Origin of the sequence: Streptomyces sp. NPDC048270, from assembly GCF_040652335.1 — a bacterium.
In the GTDB taxonomy this organism is placed as follows: Bacteria; Actinomycetota; Actinomycetes; order Streptomycetales; family Streptomycetaceae; genus Streptomyces.
Map to the genome: position 1 here is coordinate 47,504 of NZ_JBEZLV010000017.1, position 18,288 is coordinate 65,791.

General features: G+C 73.4%; 17 protein-coding genes. 11 read left to right on the forward strand and 6 right to left on the reverse strand.

From position 1 onward, the window contains the following. The first annotated feature begins 193 nt into the window (after positions 1–193). Complete coding sequence (locus AB0D66_RS17130) at positions 194–928, forward strand: enoyl-CoA hydratase family protein (protein WP_362303298.1); 735 nt, start codon at positions 194–196, stop codon at positions 926–928. Then, positions 925–1,701: a TetR/AcrR family transcriptional regulator gene (locus AB0D66_RS17135; RefSeq protein ID WP_362303300.1), complete on the forward strand. Its 777-nt coding sequence runs from the start codon at positions 925–927 to the stop codon at positions 1,699–1,701. Before AB0D66_RS17130 ends, AB0D66_RS17135 begins: the two co-directional genes overlap by 4 nt. Positions 1,702–1,775: 74 nt before the next feature. Here AB0D66_RS17135 and AB0D66_RS17140 read toward each other — a convergent pair whose 3' ends face one another. Continuing rightward, on the reverse strand, positions 1,776–2,882 hold the full coding sequence (locus AB0D66_RS17140) for a citrate synthase 2 (RefSeq protein WP_362303303.1): 1,107 nt from the start codon (positions 2,880–2,882) through the stop codon (positions 1,776–1,778). Between the two features lie 200 nt (positions 2,883–3,082). Here AB0D66_RS17140 and pdxH point away from each other — a divergent pair, with 200 nt between their 5' ends. Continuing rightward, positions 3,083–3,745: a pyridoxamine 5'-phosphate oxidase gene (pdxH, locus tag AB0D66_RS17145; RefSeq protein WP_362303305.1), complete on the forward strand. Its 663-nt coding sequence runs from the start codon at positions 3,083–3,085 to the stop codon at positions 3,743–3,745. Positions 3,746–4,155: 410 nt separating this feature from the next. Then, complete coding sequence (locus AB0D66_RS17150; protein ID WP_362303308.1) at positions 4,156–5,502, forward strand: PAS domain-containing protein; 1,347 nt, start codon at positions 4,156–4,158, stop codon at positions 5,500–5,502. On the opposite strand, the gene AB0D66_RS17155 is transcribed toward AB0D66_RS17150, so the two are convergent. Then, positions 5,499–6,254 (reverse strand): SIS domain-containing protein, encoded by a 756-nt coding sequence (locus tag AB0D66_RS17155; protein ID WP_362303311.1) that lies wholly within the window; start codon positions 6,252–6,254, stop codon positions 5,499–5,501. The two genes, AB0D66_RS17150 and AB0D66_RS17155, sit on opposite strands and share 4 nt — an antisense overlap. 234 nt (positions 6,255–6,488) lie before the next feature. On the opposite strand from AB0D66_RS17155, the gene AB0D66_RS17160 reads away from it, so the two are divergent. Continuing rightward, positions 6,489–7,181 carry a metal-dependent transcriptional regulator gene (locus AB0D66_RS17160; RefSeq protein ID WP_362303314.1) on the forward strand — a complete coding sequence of 231 codons (693 nt, stop codon included), beginning with the start codon at positions 6,489–6,491 and terminating at the stop codon, positions 7,179–7,181. 347 nt (positions 7,182–7,528) lie between these two features. After that, complete coding sequence (locus AB0D66_RS17165; RefSeq protein WP_362303317.1) at positions 7,529–8,410, forward strand: alpha/beta hydrolase; 882 nt, start codon at positions 7,529–7,531, stop codon at positions 8,408–8,410. A gap of 72 nt (positions 8,411–8,482) precedes the next feature. On the opposite strand, the gene AB0D66_RS17170 is transcribed toward AB0D66_RS17165, so the two are convergent. The 3 genes from AB0D66_RS17170 to AB0D66_RS17180 form a co-directional block, all read right to left on the reverse strand. Further along, complete coding sequence (locus AB0D66_RS17170) at positions 8,483–10,123, reverse strand: transporter (protein ID WP_362303320.1); 1,641 nt, start codon at positions 10,121–10,123, stop codon at positions 8,483–8,485. Continuing rightward, a complete protein-coding gene (locus tag AB0D66_RS17175; protein ID WP_362303323.1) occupies positions 10,120–10,968 on the reverse strand; it encodes an ABC transporter ATP-binding protein in 849 nt (282 codons plus the stop codon). The genes AB0D66_RS17170 and AB0D66_RS17175 overlap by 4 nt, the downstream gene beginning before the upstream one ends. Positions 10,969–11,188: 220 nt before the next feature. After that, positions 11,189–11,857, reverse strand: a complete 669-nt coding sequence (locus AB0D66_RS17180; RefSeq protein ID WP_362303326.1) for a bifunctional DNA primase/polymerase — start codon at positions 11,855–11,857, stop codon at positions 11,189–11,191. A gap of 232 nt (positions 11,858–12,089) precedes the next feature. Here AB0D66_RS17180 and AB0D66_RS17185 point away from each other — a divergent pair, with 232 nt between their 5' ends. From AB0D66_RS17185 to AB0D66_RS17195, 3 genes are all read left to right on the forward strand, one after another. Then, the gene (locus AB0D66_RS17185) at positions 12,090–13,472 is read left to right on the forward strand and encodes a transcriptional regulator (protein WP_362303329.1); all 1,383 of its coding nucleotides are present in this window, start codon (positions 12,090–12,092) and stop codon (positions 13,470–13,472) included. A 112-nt stretch (positions 13,473–13,584) separates the two neighbouring features. After that, the gene (locus AB0D66_RS17190) at positions 13,585–14,913 is read left to right on the forward strand and encodes a hypothetical protein (protein ID WP_362303332.1); all 1,329 of its coding nucleotides are present in this window, start codon (positions 13,585–13,587) and stop codon (positions 14,911–14,913) included. Further along, entirely contained in the window at positions 14,910–15,350 is a 441-nt protein-coding gene (locus AB0D66_RS17195) for a hypothetical protein (protein WP_362303335.1), read from the forward strand. The genes AB0D66_RS17190 and AB0D66_RS17195 overlap by 4 nt, the downstream gene beginning before the upstream one ends. 15 nt (positions 15,351–15,365) lie before the next feature. Here the strand turns inward: AB0D66_RS17195 and AB0D66_RS17200 are convergent, their stop codons facing one another. Then, entirely contained in the window at positions 15,366–16,673 is a 1,308-nt protein-coding gene (locus tag AB0D66_RS17200) for an ABC transporter substrate-binding protein (RefSeq protein WP_362303338.1), read from the reverse strand. 208 nt (positions 16,674–16,881) lie between these two features. On the opposite strand from AB0D66_RS17200, the gene AB0D66_RS17205 reads away from it, so the two are divergent. Further along, complete coding sequence (locus tag AB0D66_RS17205; RefSeq protein WP_069921400.1) at positions 16,882–17,328, forward strand: hypothetical protein; 447 nt, start codon at positions 16,882–16,884, stop codon at positions 17,326–17,328. A gap of 14 nt (positions 17,329–17,342) precedes the next feature. After that, on the forward strand, positions 17,343–18,224 hold the full coding sequence (gene purU / locus AB0D66_RS17210; protein WP_362303341.1) for a formyltetrahydrofolate deformylase: 882 nt from the start codon (positions 17,343–17,345) through the stop codon (positions 18,222–18,224). Positions 18,225–18,288: the final 64 nt, after the last annotated feature.

Consider the following 18,288-nt stretch of genomic DNA (forward strand, 5'->3'; position numbering starts at 1 on the left):
GGGGTGTTGTCCGGACGGAGAACGTGATGTGTGGGCGCGGTAGCTGCTCGGGGAGAGCGGCCGGGCCAGGACGCCATGGATCATGAGTCCCGGACAACACCCCGCCCCGGCCCCCGCAGCCAAGCCCACCCGGGCCCGGGCTCCGGCGCAGCCGACCCGCACCGCCCAGCCGCCAACCCCCTCCGGAGGAGACATGCCACCCGTCCACGCCGCGCGAGCGACCGGCGTAGCCGTCCTCACCCTGGACTCCCCGGCCAACCGCAACGCCCTCTCCGCCGACCTCGTCGCAGAGCTGCGCGCCGCGCTCGCCGACGCCGGGGCGGATCCGGCGGTCCGTGCCGTCCTGCTCACCCACACCGGCAGCACCTTCTGCGCCGGGGCCGACCTCAAGTCCCCGTGTGACCCGGCCGAGTTCCTGGCCCTGCTCCGCGAGATCGCCGAACTGCCCAAGCCCGTCCTCGCCCGCGTCACCGGCCACGTCCGGGCCGGCGGCCTGGGCCTGCTCGGCGTCTGCGACATCGCCGCCGCCGGACCGCGGTCGACGTACGCGTTCACCGAGACCCACCTCGGCCTGGCCCCCGCGGTGATCTCCATGCCGCTGCTCCCGCGACTGGACCCGCGCGCCGCCGCCCGCTACTTCCTCACCGCCGAGGCCTTCGACGCCGCCGAAGCCGCCCGCATCGGCCTGCTCACCCTGCACGCCGAGGACGTGGACCAGGCCCTGGAGCCGGTCCTCGCCGGGCTGCGCAAGGCCTCCCCGCAGGGCCTGGCCGCCACCAAGGCGCTGACCGCCGCTGCCGTACGCGAGACCCTGGACCGCGACGGCAGCCGCCTGACCGAGCTGTCCGCGCGGCTCTTCGCCTCCCCGGAGGCCCGCGAGGGCATCACCGCCCGCTTCGAGCGCCGCACCCCGTCGTGGTCGCTGTGACGCGCGCGGCAGCCGACGAGTCGACCGGCACGGCGCCCGACGAGTCGACCGGCACGGCGCCCGACGAGGTGACCGGCGCGGCAGCCGACAAGGCGGGCTCGGCAGCCGACAAGGCGGGCTCGGCAGCCGACAAGGCGGGCTCGGCACCGCACGCGGCCACCGCCGGGGCCACGCCCCCCGCCGCCCCCGCCCCGCCCGGCGGCCCCAAGCAGGCGCGCAGCCGGGTCACCCGCCGCCACCTCCTCGAGGCCGCCGTCTCCTGCCTCGCCGAACACGGCTGGGCGGGCTCCACCGTCGGGGTCGTCGCCGAACGCGCCGGCGTCTCCCGCGGCGCGGCCCAGCACCACTTCCGCACCCGCGAGGACCTGTTCACCGCCGCCGTCGAGTACGTCGCCGAGGAGCGCTCCACCGCCCTGCGCGAGCTCTTCCACGCCGGTCCGGCCGCCCGCCCCGCCGCGGTCGAGGCGCTCGTCGACCTGTACACCGGCACCCTGTTCCGGGCCGCGCTCCAGCTCTGGGTCGCCGCCTCCAACGAGGAGCAGCTGCGCCCCCGGGTCACCGAACTGGAGGCCCGGGTCGGCCGGGAGACCCACCGCATCGCCGTGGAGCTGCTGGGCGCGGACGAGTCCGTGCCGGGCGTACGGGAGACCGTGCAGGGCCTCCTCGACATGGCCCGGGGCCTCGGCCTGGCCAATGTCCTCACCGACGACACGGCCCGCCGCGACCGCGTGGTCGCCCAGTGGGCCCGCATCCTCGACGCGGCCCTGGGCTGAGCCCGGGCGACGCGAAGGGCGCCGCACCCCGCCACGGGGTACGGCGCCCTTCGCGCAGGGGGTCCGTCCGGGGATCAGGCCGTGCCGGCGATGTCGGCGTAGCCCTCGATGTCGCGCGGGTCGCGCCGGCCGGGGCCGATGTAGCGGGCCGACGGACGCACCAGGCGGCCCGTGCGCTTCTGCTCCAGGATGTGCGCGGACCAGCCGGCGGTACGGGCGCAGCTGAACATCGACGTGAACATGTGCGCCGGGACCTCCGCGAAGTCCAGCATGATCGCGGCCCAGAACTCCACGTTGGTGGCCAGCACCCGGTCGGGGCGGCGGGCGTGCAGCTCCTCCAGCGCGGCCTTCTCCAGCGCGGCGGCCACCTCGTAGCGCGGCGCGTCCAGCTCCTTGGCCGTGCGCCGCAGCACGCGCGCCCGCGGGTCCTCGGCGCGGTAGACGCGGTGCCCGAAGCCCATCAGCCGCTCGCCCTTGTCCAGGGCCTTCTTCACGTACGCCACGGCGTCGCCGGTGCGCTCGATCTCCTCGATCATGCCGAGCACCCGCGAGGGCGCCCCGCCGTGCAGCGGCCCGGACATCGCGCCGACGGCGCCCGACAGGGCCGCCGCCACGTCCGCGCCGGTCGAGGCGATGACGCGCGCGGTGAAGGTGGAGGCGTTCATGCCGTGCTCGGCGGCGGAGGTCCAGTAGGCGTCGACGGCCTTGACGTGCTTCGGGTCCGGCTCGCCCCGCCAGCGGATCATGAACCGCTCGACGACCGACTCCGCCTTGTCGATCTCCCGCTGCGGGACCATGGGCAGGCCCTGGCCGCGGGCGGACTGGGCGACGTACGACAGCGCCATGACGGCGGCGCGGGCGAGGTTGTCGCGCGCGGTCCGCTCGTCGATGTCCAGGAGCGGTTTCAGGCCCCACACGGGGGCGAGCATGGCGAGCGCGGACTGCACGTCGACCCGGATGTCGCCGGAGTGGACGGGGATCGGGAAGGGCTCGGCGGCGGGCAGTCCGGGGTTGAACGCACCGTCGACCAGCAGGCCCCACACGTTCCCGAAGGACACGTGCCCGACGAGGTCTTCGATGTCGACCCCGCGGTAGCGGAGCGCACCGCCTTCCTTGTCGGGTTCGGCGATCTCCGTCTCGAACGCGACGACCCCTTCGAGCCCGGGTACGAAGTCGGACATCAGGCGGCTCCTCAGATAGTGCGAACACGCGCGGCTCCCGGCGTGATTCGCGGTCCGGCGCGGTCATCCCCGTTGATGCCCGGCGCGGCCGATGGTCACCCGCGCGGGGACCGTCGGACCGGCCCCAAGATTTTGTCCGTTCCCGGTGGACTGCGGAAGCGTGACATACGGCACACTCCCGGTGGGCGCACTGCGGCAGGATGGCCGGCGTGACCCATCAGGACCTTGATCCCTCCCTCATGCGCAGGCAGTACCGCTCCGAGATCGTCCCCGAGGAGAGCCTCGCCGACGATCCCATGGACCAGTTCGCGCGATGGTTCCAGCAGGCCGCCGTCGCGCACGTCTTCGAGCCCAACGCGATGATCGTCTCGACGGCCACCGCCGACGGCCGCCCCAGTTCCCGCACGGTGCTGCTGAAGCAGTTCGACGCGCGGGGCTTTGTCTTCTACACCAATTACGGCTCCCGCAAGGGCCGCGAGCTCGCCGAGAACCCGCACGTCGCCCTGTTGTTCCCCTGGCACCCCATCGCCCGCCAGGTCATCGTGACCGGCACGGCCGCCCGGGTCGGCCGCGACGAGACGGCGGCGTACTTCCGCTCCCGCCCGCACGGCTCGCAGCTGGGCGCCTGGGCCAGCGACCAGTCGCAGGTGATCGCCTCGCGCGCCGAGCTGGACCGCCGCTACGCGGAGCTGGAGCAGCGCTACCCGGAGGGCGAGCAGGTGCCGGTGCCGCCGGAGTGGGGCGGCTACCGGGTCGTCCCCGGCGAGGTGGAGTTCTGGCAGGGCCACGAGAACCGCCTCCACGACCGCCTGCGGTACGTCCGCGACGCGGAGAAGTGGCACGTCGAACGCCTCTGCCCGTAGCCGTGCGGGTCCCGTCGAGGCGGGGCCGGAAACGCAGGCGACCCGCGGGCTCGGGTCCCTCCCCCTGCAGTGGGGAGGGGCCGGCCGGACGTACCGGCGAGCCCGCGGGTCGGGTGACTGCTTGGGATTGGCGCCTGGCGTTCCCGCCGGGCACCGCACTGGGTGCGTGCGACGACGGGCGCTTTAGCCCGCAGCCACCTCACGCGTCCGGTTTCCGTACATTTCGGGAACCACCTCCCTTCTCGTGTACGGCAGAGCCTAGGAGCCTGTCCGGCAGGACACAAGCAAATATTTTCCGGGGCCGAAACGGATCATTCTGGGGTATTCGGGGGAACGGGGTGTGGGCTGCGTCACGTTCCAGTTCAATGATCTGACGTGCCGCACACGCGAACACCTGCTGGGGGTGCCAGGTGACTGCTTCCGGACGTGACGAGACCACCGACGACGATCTGCTCGCAGCACTGCTCGACGGGATGGACGCCGCCCTGTGCGCGTTCGACTCCGACGGCGTGATCACCCACTGGAACCGCGAGGCCGAGCGGATCCTGGGCTGGTCCGCCGCCGAGGCCGTGGGCCGCAAGGGCTTCGAGGGCTGGGCGGTACGGCCCGCCGACGCCCAGGACGTGCAGGAGCGGCTCCTGTCCGCCCAGCACGTGCCGGGCCGCCAGGTGCACGAGTTCGCGCTGCTGACCAAGGACGGCGGGCGGGTCCTCGTACGCACCCAGTCCGCCGGGGTGCCGGGTGCGGACGGGAAGCCGGCCGGGGTGTACTGCGCCTTCAGCGAGGTGCACGCGCAGATCGACCTGGAGCGGTCCATCGCGCTGAGCGAGGCCCTGCTCGAGGACGCCGCCTGGGGCGTCGTCCTCGTCGACGTCGACCTGCGCCCCGCCGTGGTCAACGCGCACGCCGCGCGCGCCCTCGGCGCCGGGCGCACCGCGCTGCTCGGCCGGCCGCTCGGGGAACTGCTCCTCCAGGGCGTGGAGGAGCTGGAGGGCGCCCTCCAGCACGTGCTCGCCGAGGGGGCGCCGCCGGCCCCGGTGGAGCTGTGGGTGTCCGTGCGGACGCCGGAAGGAGCGCGGCGGCGGTGCCTGCGGTGCGGGTTCCTGCGGCTGGCCTCGCCGCTCGCGGAGGAGCCGGTGCCGCTCGGGGTGGGCTGGCTGTTCCAGGACGTCACCGAGGCCCGGCAGGCCCAGCTGGACACCGCGCAGCTGCGGTTCCGCTCCCACCAGCTGCACCGCGCGGGCCGGGCCGCCGCCGAGTGCGAGGACCCGGCGGAGGCGGCGGCCGTCCGGCTGGACTTCGCCCTCGCGGGCTTCGCCGAGCACGCGCTGCTGGACGTACTGGACCCCTCGGCCGGTCCCGAGCGGCGCCGGCTCGTACGCTCCGCCGTCTCGCCGCCCGAGCTGCCGGGGCCCGGGGCGATCCCCGTGCGGTACGAGGCCGGGCACCCGGCCCTCCAGGCGCTCGACCGGATCGGCTCGGTGCGCACGAGCGCTCCGCGCGGGGCGGCGGACCCGGAGTGGGCGCGGGCCCGCCACTGGCCCGAGGGCGCGGCGCACGTCCTGTGCACGGTGCTGCGCAGCCGGGGGCGGACCCTGGGAGCCGTGACCTTCGTACGAGGGCCCTCGCGGGCCGCCTTCGAGGGGCCGGACGCGGCGTACGCGGAGGAGGTCGCGGGCCGGATCGCCGCCGATCTGGACCTGGCGGCCGGGGCGGGGGGACGGGCCCCGGGCGGACCCCCGGCCGGCGACGGCTAGTGGCGGAAGAAGATCCGGTCGCCGTACTCCTGCATCACGCGGCCGTTCCACTCGTGGCCGCCGTCGACGTTGCCCGAGCGCAGCAGCGGCGGCTCGATCCCGCGGGCCGCGAGCTCGCCGGCCGCGGCGGCCATGACCGCCTGCATGATCGCGCTGGTCACGACCGTGGAGGCGGGGGCGAAGGGCGCGTCGATGCCGTCGAGGGTCAGCTCCGCGTCGCCCACCGCGATCTTGCTGTCGAGGACCACGTCGCAGTGGTCCTTCAGGAAGCTGCCGGAGACGTGCCGCGACCTGGTGCCGGTCGCGTACGCCACCGAGGTCACGCCGATGACCTTCAGGCCGATGGCGCGCGCGTTCATGGCCATCTCCACCGGCAGGGCGTTGCGCCCGGACAGGGAGATGATCACGAGGACGTCGCCGTCGGAGGCGGGGCTGCTGTCGAGCACGGCGCCGGCGAGGCCGTCGACCCGCTCCAGGGCACTGCCGAGCGTGGCGGGCATGACGTCGACCCCGGCCGTGCCCGGGACCGCGAGGAAGTTCATCAGGGCCAGCCCGCCGGCCCGGTAGACCACGTCCTGGGCGGGCAGCGAGGAGTGCCCGGCGCCGAAGGCGAAGAGCCGGTTCCCGGAGGCCACGGCGTCGGCGACGAGGACGCCGGCCTCGGCGATCCGAGCGGCCTCCTCGTCCCGCACCCGCTCCAACAGGCCGATGGCGGCGTCGAAGAACTGACCGGCCAGCTTGCTCTCGCTCATACGCCGATGGCCTTCCGGGGGTCGGGGCGGGTTGACGGGGTGGGTCCGTGTCCGCCGCTCACCGTGCGGTCTGGACCAAGGGCGTGTCAATACGAACGTCAATCCCACGGAAGATCTCCGCCGGCCTGTCGGGGAGATGTCCGGGAGAGGGCTTGACGCTCGGTACGGGACGGTTGTCCGCCCGATGCGTCAGAATTGGGGGCAGGGCCAGCGCACGCAATCCGAGGGGCACGAATGTCCGGACTGATCGACACCACGGAGATGTATCTCCGCACCATCCTTGAGCTGGAAGAGGAAGGTGTGGTCCCCATGCGCGCCCGTATCGCCGAGCGGCTCGACCAGAGCGGCCCGACGGTGAGCCAGACGGTGGCGCGGATGGAGCGGGACGGCCTGGTGGCCGTGGCAAGCGACCGGCATCTGGAGCTGACGGAGGAGGGGCGGCGGCTGGCGACGCGCGTGATGCGCAAGCACCGGCTGGCCGAGTGTCTGCTCGTCGACGTCATCGGCCTGGAATGGGAGCAGGTGCACGCCGAGGCCTGCCGTTGGGAGCACGTGATGAGCGAGGCGGTGGAGCGGCGGGTGCTGGAGCTGCTGCGCCACCCGACCGAGTCGCCGTACGGGAACCCGATCCCGGGCCTGGAGGAGCTGGGGGAGAAGGCCGAGGCGGACCCGTTCCTGGAGGACGGCATGGTCAGCCTCAACGAGCTGGACCCGGGCGTCGACGGCAAGACCGTGGTCGTGCGCCGGATCGGGGAGCCGATCCAGACGGACGCCCAGCTGATGTACACGCTGCGTCGGGCGGGCGTGCAGCCCGGCTCCGTGGTGAGCGTGACCGAGTCCCCGGGCGGGGTCCTGGTCGGCAGCGGCGGCGAGGCCGCCGAGCTGGACGCGGAGGTCGCCTCGCACGTGTTCGTGGCGAAGCGCTGATCCGTTCCGGTGCGGGCGTCCGGTGCGGACGTCTGGTGTAGGCACCTGGTGCGGACGTCTGGTGTAGACGTCTGCTGTGGACGTTCGATGTGTGGATGTGGGCGGTCCCGGCGCCTCGCGGCGCCGGGACCGGTCCTCCCCTGGTGACCTGGAGCCCCGAGCTCTCAAGGTCTTCCCCTTCGGACCGTCTTCCCCGAGCGGCCCGCCTCCCTGTTGAAAGGATCTCCATCGGCAGCGGCGGCCAATCCTTGAGCAAGGTCACTCGAAAGAGCGGTGTTGTCGGCGAGACGCCCGTTTTCGAATGCGGGTTCGATAGTCTGGCCGGGAGCGAAGGGGGTGCATCTGCGGTGGTACAGCGCATCGATGTGACAGGGGCCGATGGCGTACGCCTGGCCGCCTGGGAGTTCCGCGAAGCGGACTCCGCGGCCGAGGCCCGGCCCGCAGGCCCGGACCCCCGCCCTGCCGTGCTCTTACTCCACGGGCTCATGGGCCGCGCCTTCCACTGGTCCGGCACCGCCCGCTGGCTCGGCGAGCACCGCCGCGTCGTCGCCCTGGACCAGCGCGGCCACGGCCAGAGCGACCGCCCGGCGCACGGTCCCTACACGCGCGAGGCCTTCGTGGCCGACGCGGAGGCCGTCGTCGAGCAGCTCGGCCTCGCCCCCGTGACCCTGATCGGCCACTCCATGGGCGCCCTGACCGCCTGGCAGCTCGCGGCCCGCCGGCCCGACCTGGTCGAAGCCGTGGTCATCTGCGACATGCGGGCCTCGGCGCTCGGCGAGGCCTCGCAGCAGGAGTGGGAGGACTGGTTCCACCGCTGGCCGCTGCCCTTCCCCACCCAGGACGCCGCCCGCCGCTGGTTCGGCGAGGACGATCCCCGGGTGGAGCGCCCCGACCCGGGCCGCGGCGCCTTCTTCGCCGAGGTCATGCACGAGGCCCAGGACGGCTGGCGCCCGCTCTTCTCCCGCCGCCAGATGCTGAGGGCCCGCGAGACGTGGGTGCACGACGCCCACTGGGAGGAACTGGCCCAGGTCAGCTGCCCCACCCTGGTCGTCCGCGGTCTGGACGGCGAACTGGGGAGGGCCGAAGCCCAGGAGATGGTCCGCGTCCTCCCGGCCGGCCAGTACGCCGAGATCCCCGACGCGGGCCACTACCTCCACTACGACCAGCCGACAGCTCTGCGAGCGGCCCTGGAACCCTTCCTGGACGCGGTCAGGGCTTCGCGGATCTGAGGGGGCGGGGCGGGGGCCAGGGGCTGCCCCGCCCCGACCTCCCGCCCCGCCGCGTCCGGCCGTGCCCCGCCCCTACCCCTTGCTCACCGCCGCCAGGATCTCCGGCAGGCGCCGGGCCACCAGCGGCGCCGCCAGGCGCAGGCCCGACCAGGTGGCCAGGGCGCCCCAGACCACGCCCAGCGGCAGCACCAGCCAGGTCATGTCCTGGTGGTCCGCCACGTTGAGCCAGATCGTCAGGGCGATCAACGGGGCGCACAGCAGGGCCGCCGCGAGCATGCCGCCGAAGATGCTCAGCCAGGCCAGGCCGGCCTGGCCCGGGGCGACGTTCTTGAACGCGCCCTCCGTCGGGATCGAGTACGGGTACCGCGCCGAGGCCAGTGCCCCCGTGCACAGCATCGCGCCCAGCAGGGCCAGGGCCAGGCCCAACGCCGCCGGGAAGTTGGACCAGTTGCCGACCAGGGCGGCCGTCACCACGGTCACGAAGACCGTGTACGGGACGGTGACCAGGGCCAGCGCGGCGGCCCGCCCGCGCAGCTCCACGTACGCGTCGTGCGGGGTGCCGAGCGTCTGGGCGACCATCCAGAACGCCGAGGTGTCCTGCCCGAACTGGTTGTACATCTGGATGCCGAGCATGCCGGCGCCGAAACAGGCGAGGTAGAGCGAGCCGGTGCCCTGGAGGGCGTTGAAGACCGGGATGATCAGGCCGATCGCCAGGGCCGTCACGGTCGCCGACTTCGTCTTCGGGTCGCGGACGGCATAGCGCAGGGTCCGCTGCATGACGGCGCCCGTCCGGCCGGCCGGCAGCAGGGACCAGAAGCCGCGCTCGGCGCGGTTCTTCTCCGGCTTGGCGGCCGCGAGGGTGGAGCCGTCCGGGCTGACCATCAGCTTGGTCAGGCTGCGCTCCCAGAACCAGAGCAGCAGGGCCAGGGCGCCGAGGGTGAGGGCGAGTTGGGCGGCCGCCTGGCCGTACGAGCCCTTGCTCGCGGAGTCGACCATGCCGACGGCGGTCGCCGGCGGGAGCCACCGCAGCACCGCCTCGGCCGGCTCCAGCTGGGACAGTCCGCCGGTCTGGAACAGGCGCTGGCTGGCGAAGTTGGCCAGCTGCGCGCCCACCGCGATCAGCAGGCCGCTGAGCAGCGCCAGGTCCCGCCCCTTGCGGCTGGTCAGCAGCCGCACGTTGGCGGTGGCCACCGCGCGGGCGAGGGCCACGCAGCCCACGAGCAGCAGTGGGGCGGCCACCACCGCGGCCGCCACCCCGGCGGCGCCGCGGGCGACCGCTATCACCGAGCCGATCGCCAGGCACAGCGTGAACATCGGGCCGATGCCGACCAGCGAGGAGGCCAGCAGGGCCCGTACGAGAGGACGCGGGCGCAGCGGCAGCATGACCAGCCGGCTCGGGTCGAGGGTCTCGTCCCCGGTGGGGAAGAACAGCGGCATGAAGGTCCAGCCCAGTGCCAGGATCGCGGCGAGCAGCACGACGACGGTGCCCGCGTGGGCGTTGCCGTGCAGCATGGCCAGGCCGAGCGTGACGAAGAAGCCGACCACGAGCGCGAACACCAGCGAGCTGATCCAGGCGGCCTTGCGCTTGGAGGAGCCCTTCAGCCCGTTGCGCAGCAGCGAGAGCTTGAGCCGGACGAACACCGGGGTCAGCGAGGCGGCGGCGGAGGGTGCGGGCGAGGCGGGGGACGGGGCGGCGGAGGTGACGGCGGTCATCGTGCGTCCGCCGTCCCGGAGGAGCCGCCGCCCAGCCAGTCGAGGGAGTCCCCGGCGGCGTCGCGTCCGTGTGCGCCGACCAGTTCGAGGAAGGCGGCCTGGAGGGAGGGCGCCGAGCCCCGTACCTCGGCCAGCGGGCCCGCGGCGCGGATGCGTCCGGCGGCCATGACGGCCACCCAGTCGCAGAGCGATTCGACGAGCTCCATCACGTGGGAGGAGAAGACGACCGTGGCTCCGGAGGCGGTGTAGCGCTCCAGCACCCCGCGGATGGTCTGTGCGGAGACCGGGTCGACGCCCTCGAACGGCTCGTCCAGGAAGAGCACTTCGGGGTTGTGGAGCAGTGCGGCGGCCAGGCCGATCTTCTTGCGCATGCCGGTCGAGTAGTCCACGACCAGCTTGTGCTGCGAGCCCGCCAGGTCCAGGACGTCCAGCAGCTGCGTCGCCCGCTTGTCGGTCTCCTCGCCGGGCAGTCCCCGCAGCCGGCCCATGTAGCCGAGGAGTTCGCGGCCGGACAGCCGCTCGAAGAGCCGCAGGCCCTCGGGCAGGACGCCGATCCGCGACTTCACGTCGACGGGGTCCGCCCACACGTCGCGCCCGGCGACGAGGACCCGTCCCATGTCCGGGCGCAGCAGCCCGGTCACCATCGACAGCGTCGTCGTCTTGCCGGCGCCGTTCGGGCCGACCAGTCCGATGAACTTGCCCGCGGGCAGCTCCAGGTCGATCCCGGCCACGGCCACCTGCTCGCCGAAGCGCTTCCACAGGCCTTCCACCCGCACGGCGGACGGCGCGGGTCGCGCGCCACCCGTTCCGTACGTCCCACCCGTCGCATCAGCCTGGTCCGGCATGCGCCTGCCTCTCGTCACACGTCCCCGTTGGTCGTTCTTTTCTCACCATAGGAGGAGGGGGAGAGGCTTGAGCAGTTACTTATGTCATGAGTTTCCGGTCAGCCGTGTCAGGTCAACGCCCCAGGTCGGCGGGGTTCCAGCGGCCTTCCAGCGGCTTTGCGGCCGCCTTCCGGCGGCCCGCCCGCCGGCGTGCCGGGGCGCGGCGTGCCCGGCCGCGGGCTCAGCCCTGGCGCCGCTTGCGCTCGGCGGCGGCCTCGCTGCCGCACGCGTACGCCAGTGCGTCGATCAGCTCTTCCGTGTCCGGCAGCCACCGGTTGGCGGGAGTGGGCCGCCGGGCCCACTGGACCGAGCCCCGGCCGCCGAAGCGGGTGGGCGGGGCGGCCACGTACTCGCCCTCGCCCCGGGCGACGAGGTCGATCGCCGACGGCGTCCAGCCCAGCTTGCGCACGAGGTCCGGCACCTTGGCCCCGGCGCCCGGCAGCACGAAGAAGAGCATCCGGTGGTCGGGCGTGAGGGTGACCGGCCCGAGGGTGCGCTCCATCCGCTCCAGCCGCGCGAGGGCGAGGAAGCCGGCCGCGTCGGGCACGTCCAGGGCGTCGAACGTCCGGCCCGTGGGCATCAGGATGCAGGCTCCGGGGTGGCGTCCCCAGATCTGCCGGACGCGCACGGCGCTGCCGGTCGCCTGCGCCGCCCAGTCCTTCACCGCCGGGTGCGCGCCCGGGGCCGGGCAGTCCTGCGCCCCGCAGGAGCAGAGCTCCCGCCCGTCTCCCACCTCCAGCCAGGTGCCGGCGAAGACATCCCAGTGCCGTTCTTCCGCGTACCGCACGGCATGGTCCAGCAGCTGCTCGCCGCGCTGCTTGGGGATGGGTGCGGTCTCCGTGACTCCCATGGTCTCTTCCACGCCCATCACAACTCCGCGGGTCACCTTGGGTTACGGGCGTAAACCGGCCGGTGGGCGGAGCATCGATCCTGCATACGGGGCGCACCGGTGCACGGGCGGGGGCGCGTAGGAGCCCGGGGCGCCGGAGCTGGGTAGCGACACGACGCAGAGCGGAAGATTCTCCGCACATCAGGCGGGAAGTGATCATTCCAACGATCACCCGCGGCCTCAGGGGGTTTTCATGGCAGCCAGGCCTCTCGTTGCCCGCCAGCCGAACGAACGGCTGCAGGCGCTCATCCAGGAAGCCGGGTGCTCCAACGCCGGGCTCGCCCGGCGGGTCAACATGTGCGGGGCGGAACACGGCCTCGATCTCCGCTACGACAAGACCTCCGTGGCCCGTTGGCTGCGCGGCCAGCAGCCGCGCGGCCGGGCGCCCGGCATCATCGCCGAGGCGCTCGGGCGCAAACTCGGCCGGACCGTCACCATCGACGAGATCGGCATGGCCAACGGCAAGAACCTCGCCTCGGGCGTCGGCCTGCAGTTCTCCCCGACCGTCGTCGGCGCCATCGAGCAGGTCTGCGAGCTGTGGCGCAGCGACGTGGGCCGCCGTGACTTCCTGGCGGGCTCGAGCGTGGCCGCGTCCGCGCTCGTCGAGCCGAGCCGAGACTGGCTGATCACGGGCGCCGATCCGCAGGTGGCGCGCAGCGGAGGCTCGCGCGTCGGGATGTCCGACGTCGAGGCGGTGCGGGCGACGACGGAGGCCCTGAAGGAGCTCGACCACCGCTTCGGCAGCGGGCACGTGCGGCCGGTGGTCGTGCACTACCTGAACTCGGTGGTGTCCGGGCTGATCGGCGGTTCGTACCGGGAGCCCGTCGGGCGGGCGCTGTTCGGGGCGGTGGCGCGGCTGACGGAGCTCGCGGGCTACATGGCGGTGGACACGGGGCAGCCGGGCCTGGCCCAGCGCTACTACATCCAGGCGCTGCGGCTCGCGCAGGCGGCCGGCGACCGTTCGTACGGGGGCTACGTGCTCGCGGCGTCGATGAGCCACCTCGCCGCGGAGCTGGGCAATCCGCGGGAGATCGCGCAGCTGGCGCGGGCGGCGCAGGAGGGGACGCGGGGGCAGGTCACGCCGCGGGTGGAGGCCATGTTCTACGCGGCCGAGGCGCGCGGGCACGCGCTGCTCGGCGACAACCGGGCGACGGCGGTGCTGTCGTCCCGGGCCGTCACCGCGCTGGAGCGGGCGGAGCCGGAGTCCGGGGACGACCCGGTGTGGATCCGCCACTTCGACCGGGCGTACCTCGCGGACGAGCTGGCGCACTGCCACCGGGACCTGGGCCAGGCGGACGCGGCGGCCCGGCAGGCGGCGGAGGCGCTGCGGGGCCTCCCGGCGGGCAAGGCCCGCCGGCGGGCCATCGGGCTCCTGCTGCTGGCGGCGGCGCAGGTCCAGCAGCGGGAGGTCGAGCAGGCCTGCCAGACGGCGTCCCAGGCCTCGGACCTGCTCGCGGGCCTGCGGTCGACCCGGGGCGCGGAGTACCTGGACGACTTCCGGGCCCGCCTGGAGCCGTACGCGCAAGAGGCCCCGGTCCGCGAGTTCACGGCCCGCCTGGAGGCCCGTGTCGCGTAGGCCGGGCCGCCAAGGGGCGGGTGGGGTTGCCGGGTGGCCTCCCGGTCGCGGTGTGTGACCGGGTAGCGTGACCGACGGCCGTAGGTTCGGGCGAGTCGGAGAAGGAGACCCGGTGACGGAGAACGGACAGGGGAGCGCCCCCCAGCCGGGTGCCCCGTGGGGTCCGGAGCCCGCGTACGGCTACCCGCAGCAGCCGCAGCACCCGGAGCAGCAGCACCCGGAGGAGTACCCGCAGCAGCAGCCGCAGGCGCCGCAGTTCCAGGCGGTCCCCGGGCACGTGGTGGGCCCCGGGTACGAGGGCCCCGGCGATCCGCACGGCTACGGCTACCCGCCGCTGCCCGAGGCGGTCACCCAGTACATCCCGCCCGTCCCGGCCGACCCCGCCCACGGGGAGGCCGCCACCCAGTACATCCCGCCGGTGCCGGCGGCCCCCGCGGCCTCCGCGCACGAGGAGGCGGCGACGCAGTACATCCCGCCCGTGCCGGCCGGCCCCGCGCACGGGGAAGCGGCGACGCAGTACATCCCGCCCGTGCCGGCCGGCCCCGCGCACGAGGAGGCGGCGACGCAGTACATCCCGCCCGTGCCGGCCGGCCCCGCGGCCGGACTCGAGCCGTTCGACGGGCTGTTCCGCGGCGACGGCTCCGCCGGGCACACCCAGCACCTCCCGCCGGTCCCGCCGCGCTCCTACCCGCCGCGCGGGCAGCGCCCCGCACCGCCGCCGCAGCACCACCAGCCGCACCCGGCGCCGCACCCGCACCAGAGCCCGCAGTTCGCGCCGCCGCAGCCCCCGCCCCCGCCGCCGGAGTCCCCCCGCAAGGTGTCGCCCGCGATCATCGGCGCGGTGGTCATCGGCCTGGCCGTGGTCGGGCTGGGCGTCGGCTCGCTGCTCGGCGGCGGCAAGCCGCAGAACAACGACCCGGCCGCGGTTCCGCCCGCGGCCACCGCGAGCGGCGGCTCGGCCGCGCCCGCCGGCGAGGCCCCCGTCGACCCGGGCCGCCCGCAGGCCGTCCAGCTGGACAAGCTCCTCGCGGACAGCAACGACAGCCGGGCCGCGGTGATCAAGGCCGTGGAGGACATCAAGAGCTGCAGCAACCTCGACCAGGCGGCCGCCGACCTGCGCGACGCGGCCCGCCAGCGCGAGGAGCTCGTCACCCGCCTCCAGGAGCTGAAGGTGGACCAGCTCCCCGACCACGCGAAGCTGTCCGCCGCGCTCACCAAGGCCTGGAAGTCCTCCGCGGCCGCCGACAACAGCTACGCGGCCTGGGCGGACGACGTCGACGACGACAAGTGCAAGGACGGCAAGGCCAAGAACTCCGAGAACGCCGCCGCCGGCAACAAGGCGAGCGGCGAGGCGACGAAGGCCAAGGAGTCGGCCGCGGGCCTGTGGAACACCATCGCGGCGAAGTACGGCCTCACCAAGCGGGACAAGTCGCAGCTGTGAGCCGGGCCTCCCTCTGGCGGCAGCTCTTCGGCGGCGCCGGGCCCGCGGACCGCTCCGCCGCGGCGGCCGGGGCGGAGCCGATGACCTTCGCCCGGGTCACCGCGCCGCTGGCCGAGAACATGTCCGCGCTCGACGGGGACTTCAGCCTGGAGGGCATCCGGAAGCTGGGCAGCCCCGTCCCGATGCTGGTCGAGAACAGCGGGACCGAGCTCCTTGAGCTGTGGCTGGAGCCGTTCGGGCAGGACTACTGGCTGCGGCCCGGCGAGGGATTCACCGTCACCTCGTACGGCACCTGGCACGACCGCCCCTTCGAACTGGCCCACCAGCCCGGCCAGATCCAGATCTGGGCCTGCTCGTGCTTCGCCACGGTCACCTTCCCCGACGGCACGGAGGTCCCGGGCGGCCACCAGCGGCCCAGCGGGATGTACGGGACATAGCGGCCGCCCCGGCCGTCACGCCGCCCGGGGCGCCTGTTCCAGCGTCGCCGTCATGTCCATCGTCTGTTCCCCCGCCTGGGCGACGAGCCGGCCCGCCTGGACGACCTGGAAGGTGACCCGGCCGTTGACGATGCGGGGGAAGCCCGCGACGGCGCGCATGTCCTGGTAGCGCCAGCTCAGGTCGGGGGTGAGGCCGCCGGTGGTGACGGCCTCCGCCTGGTTGAGCGACCGGGTGACCTTGCGGGCGGTGATGTTCTCGTCCGGCTTGAAGCGCTTCACGACCTCGTTCAGCACGGTGTACGCGATCCAGGTGGTCTGCGTCCCGCTGTCGTCGGGGTCGACCCCGTCGTCGCCGAAGGCGTGGTCGGCGATCACCTTGCGCATCGGGTCCCAGAGCGGGTCGCCCGCCACCGGGTACCAGCTGGTCAGGAACGCGCCCTCGAAGGGGCTCTCCTTGCCGCCGGTGCGGTCCACCAGGGACTGGCTGACGCTGCCGAGGACCGAGGAGATCTGCGGCTTCCTGTTCTGGGCGTCGGCGCGGCGGAAGGCGTCGAAGAAGGTCTCGGTGCGCTCGCCGAGCACGGCGGTCACACAGCCCTTGGGCTTCTCCTTCTCCTTGTCCTTGCTGCCGGCGGCGGCGTTCGTGGTGGTGCCCGCGAGGGCCTCGCGGGCCTGCGCGGAGAAGTCCGCGGAGTCCTCGGCGGCCCGGATGTCGGAGGCCTCGGCCAGCTTGTTCGCCTTGAGCCCGGCGTTCAGCAGGATCGGCATCGAGTCGCCCGCGAGGGTGTCGGGGCGGACCAGCGCGACCTCGCTGCAGGCGCGGCCCAGCTGGTGGCCGGCGCCGGCGAGCAGGACGGGCTGGCCGCCGTTGACCGGGTAGGAGAGGACCGACTGGAACTCCTCGGAGGAGACCCCGTAGCCGCCGATGAACGGGATGCCCTCGGCCTCCAGCGGGGCCATGAAGGCGCGTCCGTGCTGGCTGTAGGAGCCGACGACGGCCACGGCCTTCTCGTTGACGGCCTTGCGGGCGCAGTCGGCCGCGCCGCTGGGCGTGTTGTTCTCGTTGCAGGTCAGTACGCGCAGCCTGCGCCCGTTGATGCCGCCCTTGGCGTTGACCCAGCGCTCGTACGCCTTGGCCATGCCGGTCATTCCGGGCATGTTGGTCGCCTTGGTGCCCTCGGGCGCGAACGTCATGACCGTGAGGGTCTGCCCGGAACCCTCGGAGTCGCCGGGGATCACCCCGCACCCGGCGAGGAGACACGCAGCGATCGCCGTGGCCAGGAAGGTGCGGGAGAGGGTTGCTGTGTGTCGCCGATCGGTCATGTCCATGCACCATTCCGCCCCACGGGTAACTGAGGAGTGAGGGGTGCACAACATCCGGTGACGTGCAGGTGAATTGCCGGGGGGAATATCGTCTTCCGTTTATTCACATGCCCCTGAAGATCGCGGAGAGCGGGAACGTACGATCGACGGCGTGACATTCGCCCAAGGTTCGAAGAACTCTTCCCGTCGCGGTGGCCGCTCCTCCACCATGGGCGGCATGCCCCTGAACGACATGCCGTGGTGGCGCTGGCGCAGCAACGTGCGCTCGGCGCTGCACATGCTCTCCGATCCGGCCTTCCACGAGGACACCTGGCTCGCCGGCGCCGAAGGGTACGGCGACGTCACCGACGCCGTGTACCGGCTCGTCGAGGACACCTGGCTCGACAGCTGGTCGGCGGAGAAGTACGTCGGCACGATCTTCCGCGACTCCCAGGAGGCGGCCCTGGTCGACCTCGCCGTGCTGCGCGTGCTGCGCATCATGCACCAGGTCGGTCCCGACGCGGCCGTCTCCGCCTACCTGGAACACCACGCCTGGCCCGAGGCGGTGCGCGCCGCGCGGGAGGCGCACGTACGGCTCGCCGCGGCGGACGGGGACGACCCCGACGTGCGGCCGCGGTCGCTGGAAGTGTTGAGGATCCTCACCCGCGCGGTGTGAAAGGCTATGCGGTCATGAGCGACCCGCAGCCCGAGGCACAGCCCCAGCCCCCGCAGTACGTCCTGACCATGTCCTGCCCCGACAAGCAGGGCATCGTGCACGCCGTGTCGAGTTACCTGTTCATGACCGGCTGCAACATCGTGGACAGCCAGCAGTTCGGAGACCGGGAGACCGGACTCTTCTTCATGCGGGTGCACTTCGAGGCCGAGCCGGCGGTCACCGTCGAGAAGCTGCGCGCCAGTTTCGCCGCGATCGGCGACTCGTTCAGGATGGACTGGCAGATCCACCGCTCCGACGAGCGCATGCGGATCATCCTGATGGTGTCGAAGTTCGGCCACTGCCTGAACGACCTGCTCTTCCGCTCGAGCATCGGCGCCCTGCCGGTCGAGATCGCGGCCGTGGTCTCCAACCACACGGACTTCGCCGAGCTGGTGGGCTCTTACGACATCCCGTTCGTGCACATCCCGGTGACGAAGGACACGAAGGCGGCGGCGGAGGCGCGGCTGCTGGAGCTCGTCCGCGCGGAGAACGTCGAGCTCGTCGTCCTCGCCCGCTACATGCAGGTGCTGTCCGACACCCTGTGCAAGGAGATGAGCGGCCGGATCATCAACATCCACCACTCGTTCCTGCCGAGCTTCAAGGGCGCGAAGCCGTACCACCAGGCGCACGCCCGGGGCGTGAAGCTGATCGGCGCGACCGCGCACTACGTGACGGCGGACCTCGACGAGGGGCCGATCATCGAGCAGGAGGTCGAGCGGGTGGGCCACGAGGTGACCCCCGACCAGCTGGTGGCGGTCGGCCGCGACGTGGAGTGCCAGGCGCTCGCCCGCGCGGTGAAGTGGCACAGCGAACACCGCGTCCTCCTCAACGGCGCCCGCACGGTCGTCTTCGCGTAGCCCGTCCCCGGGTCTTGGCCCCGTCCCCCGCCGCAGTCCCGGCGGGGGACGGGGCGCGGCGCAC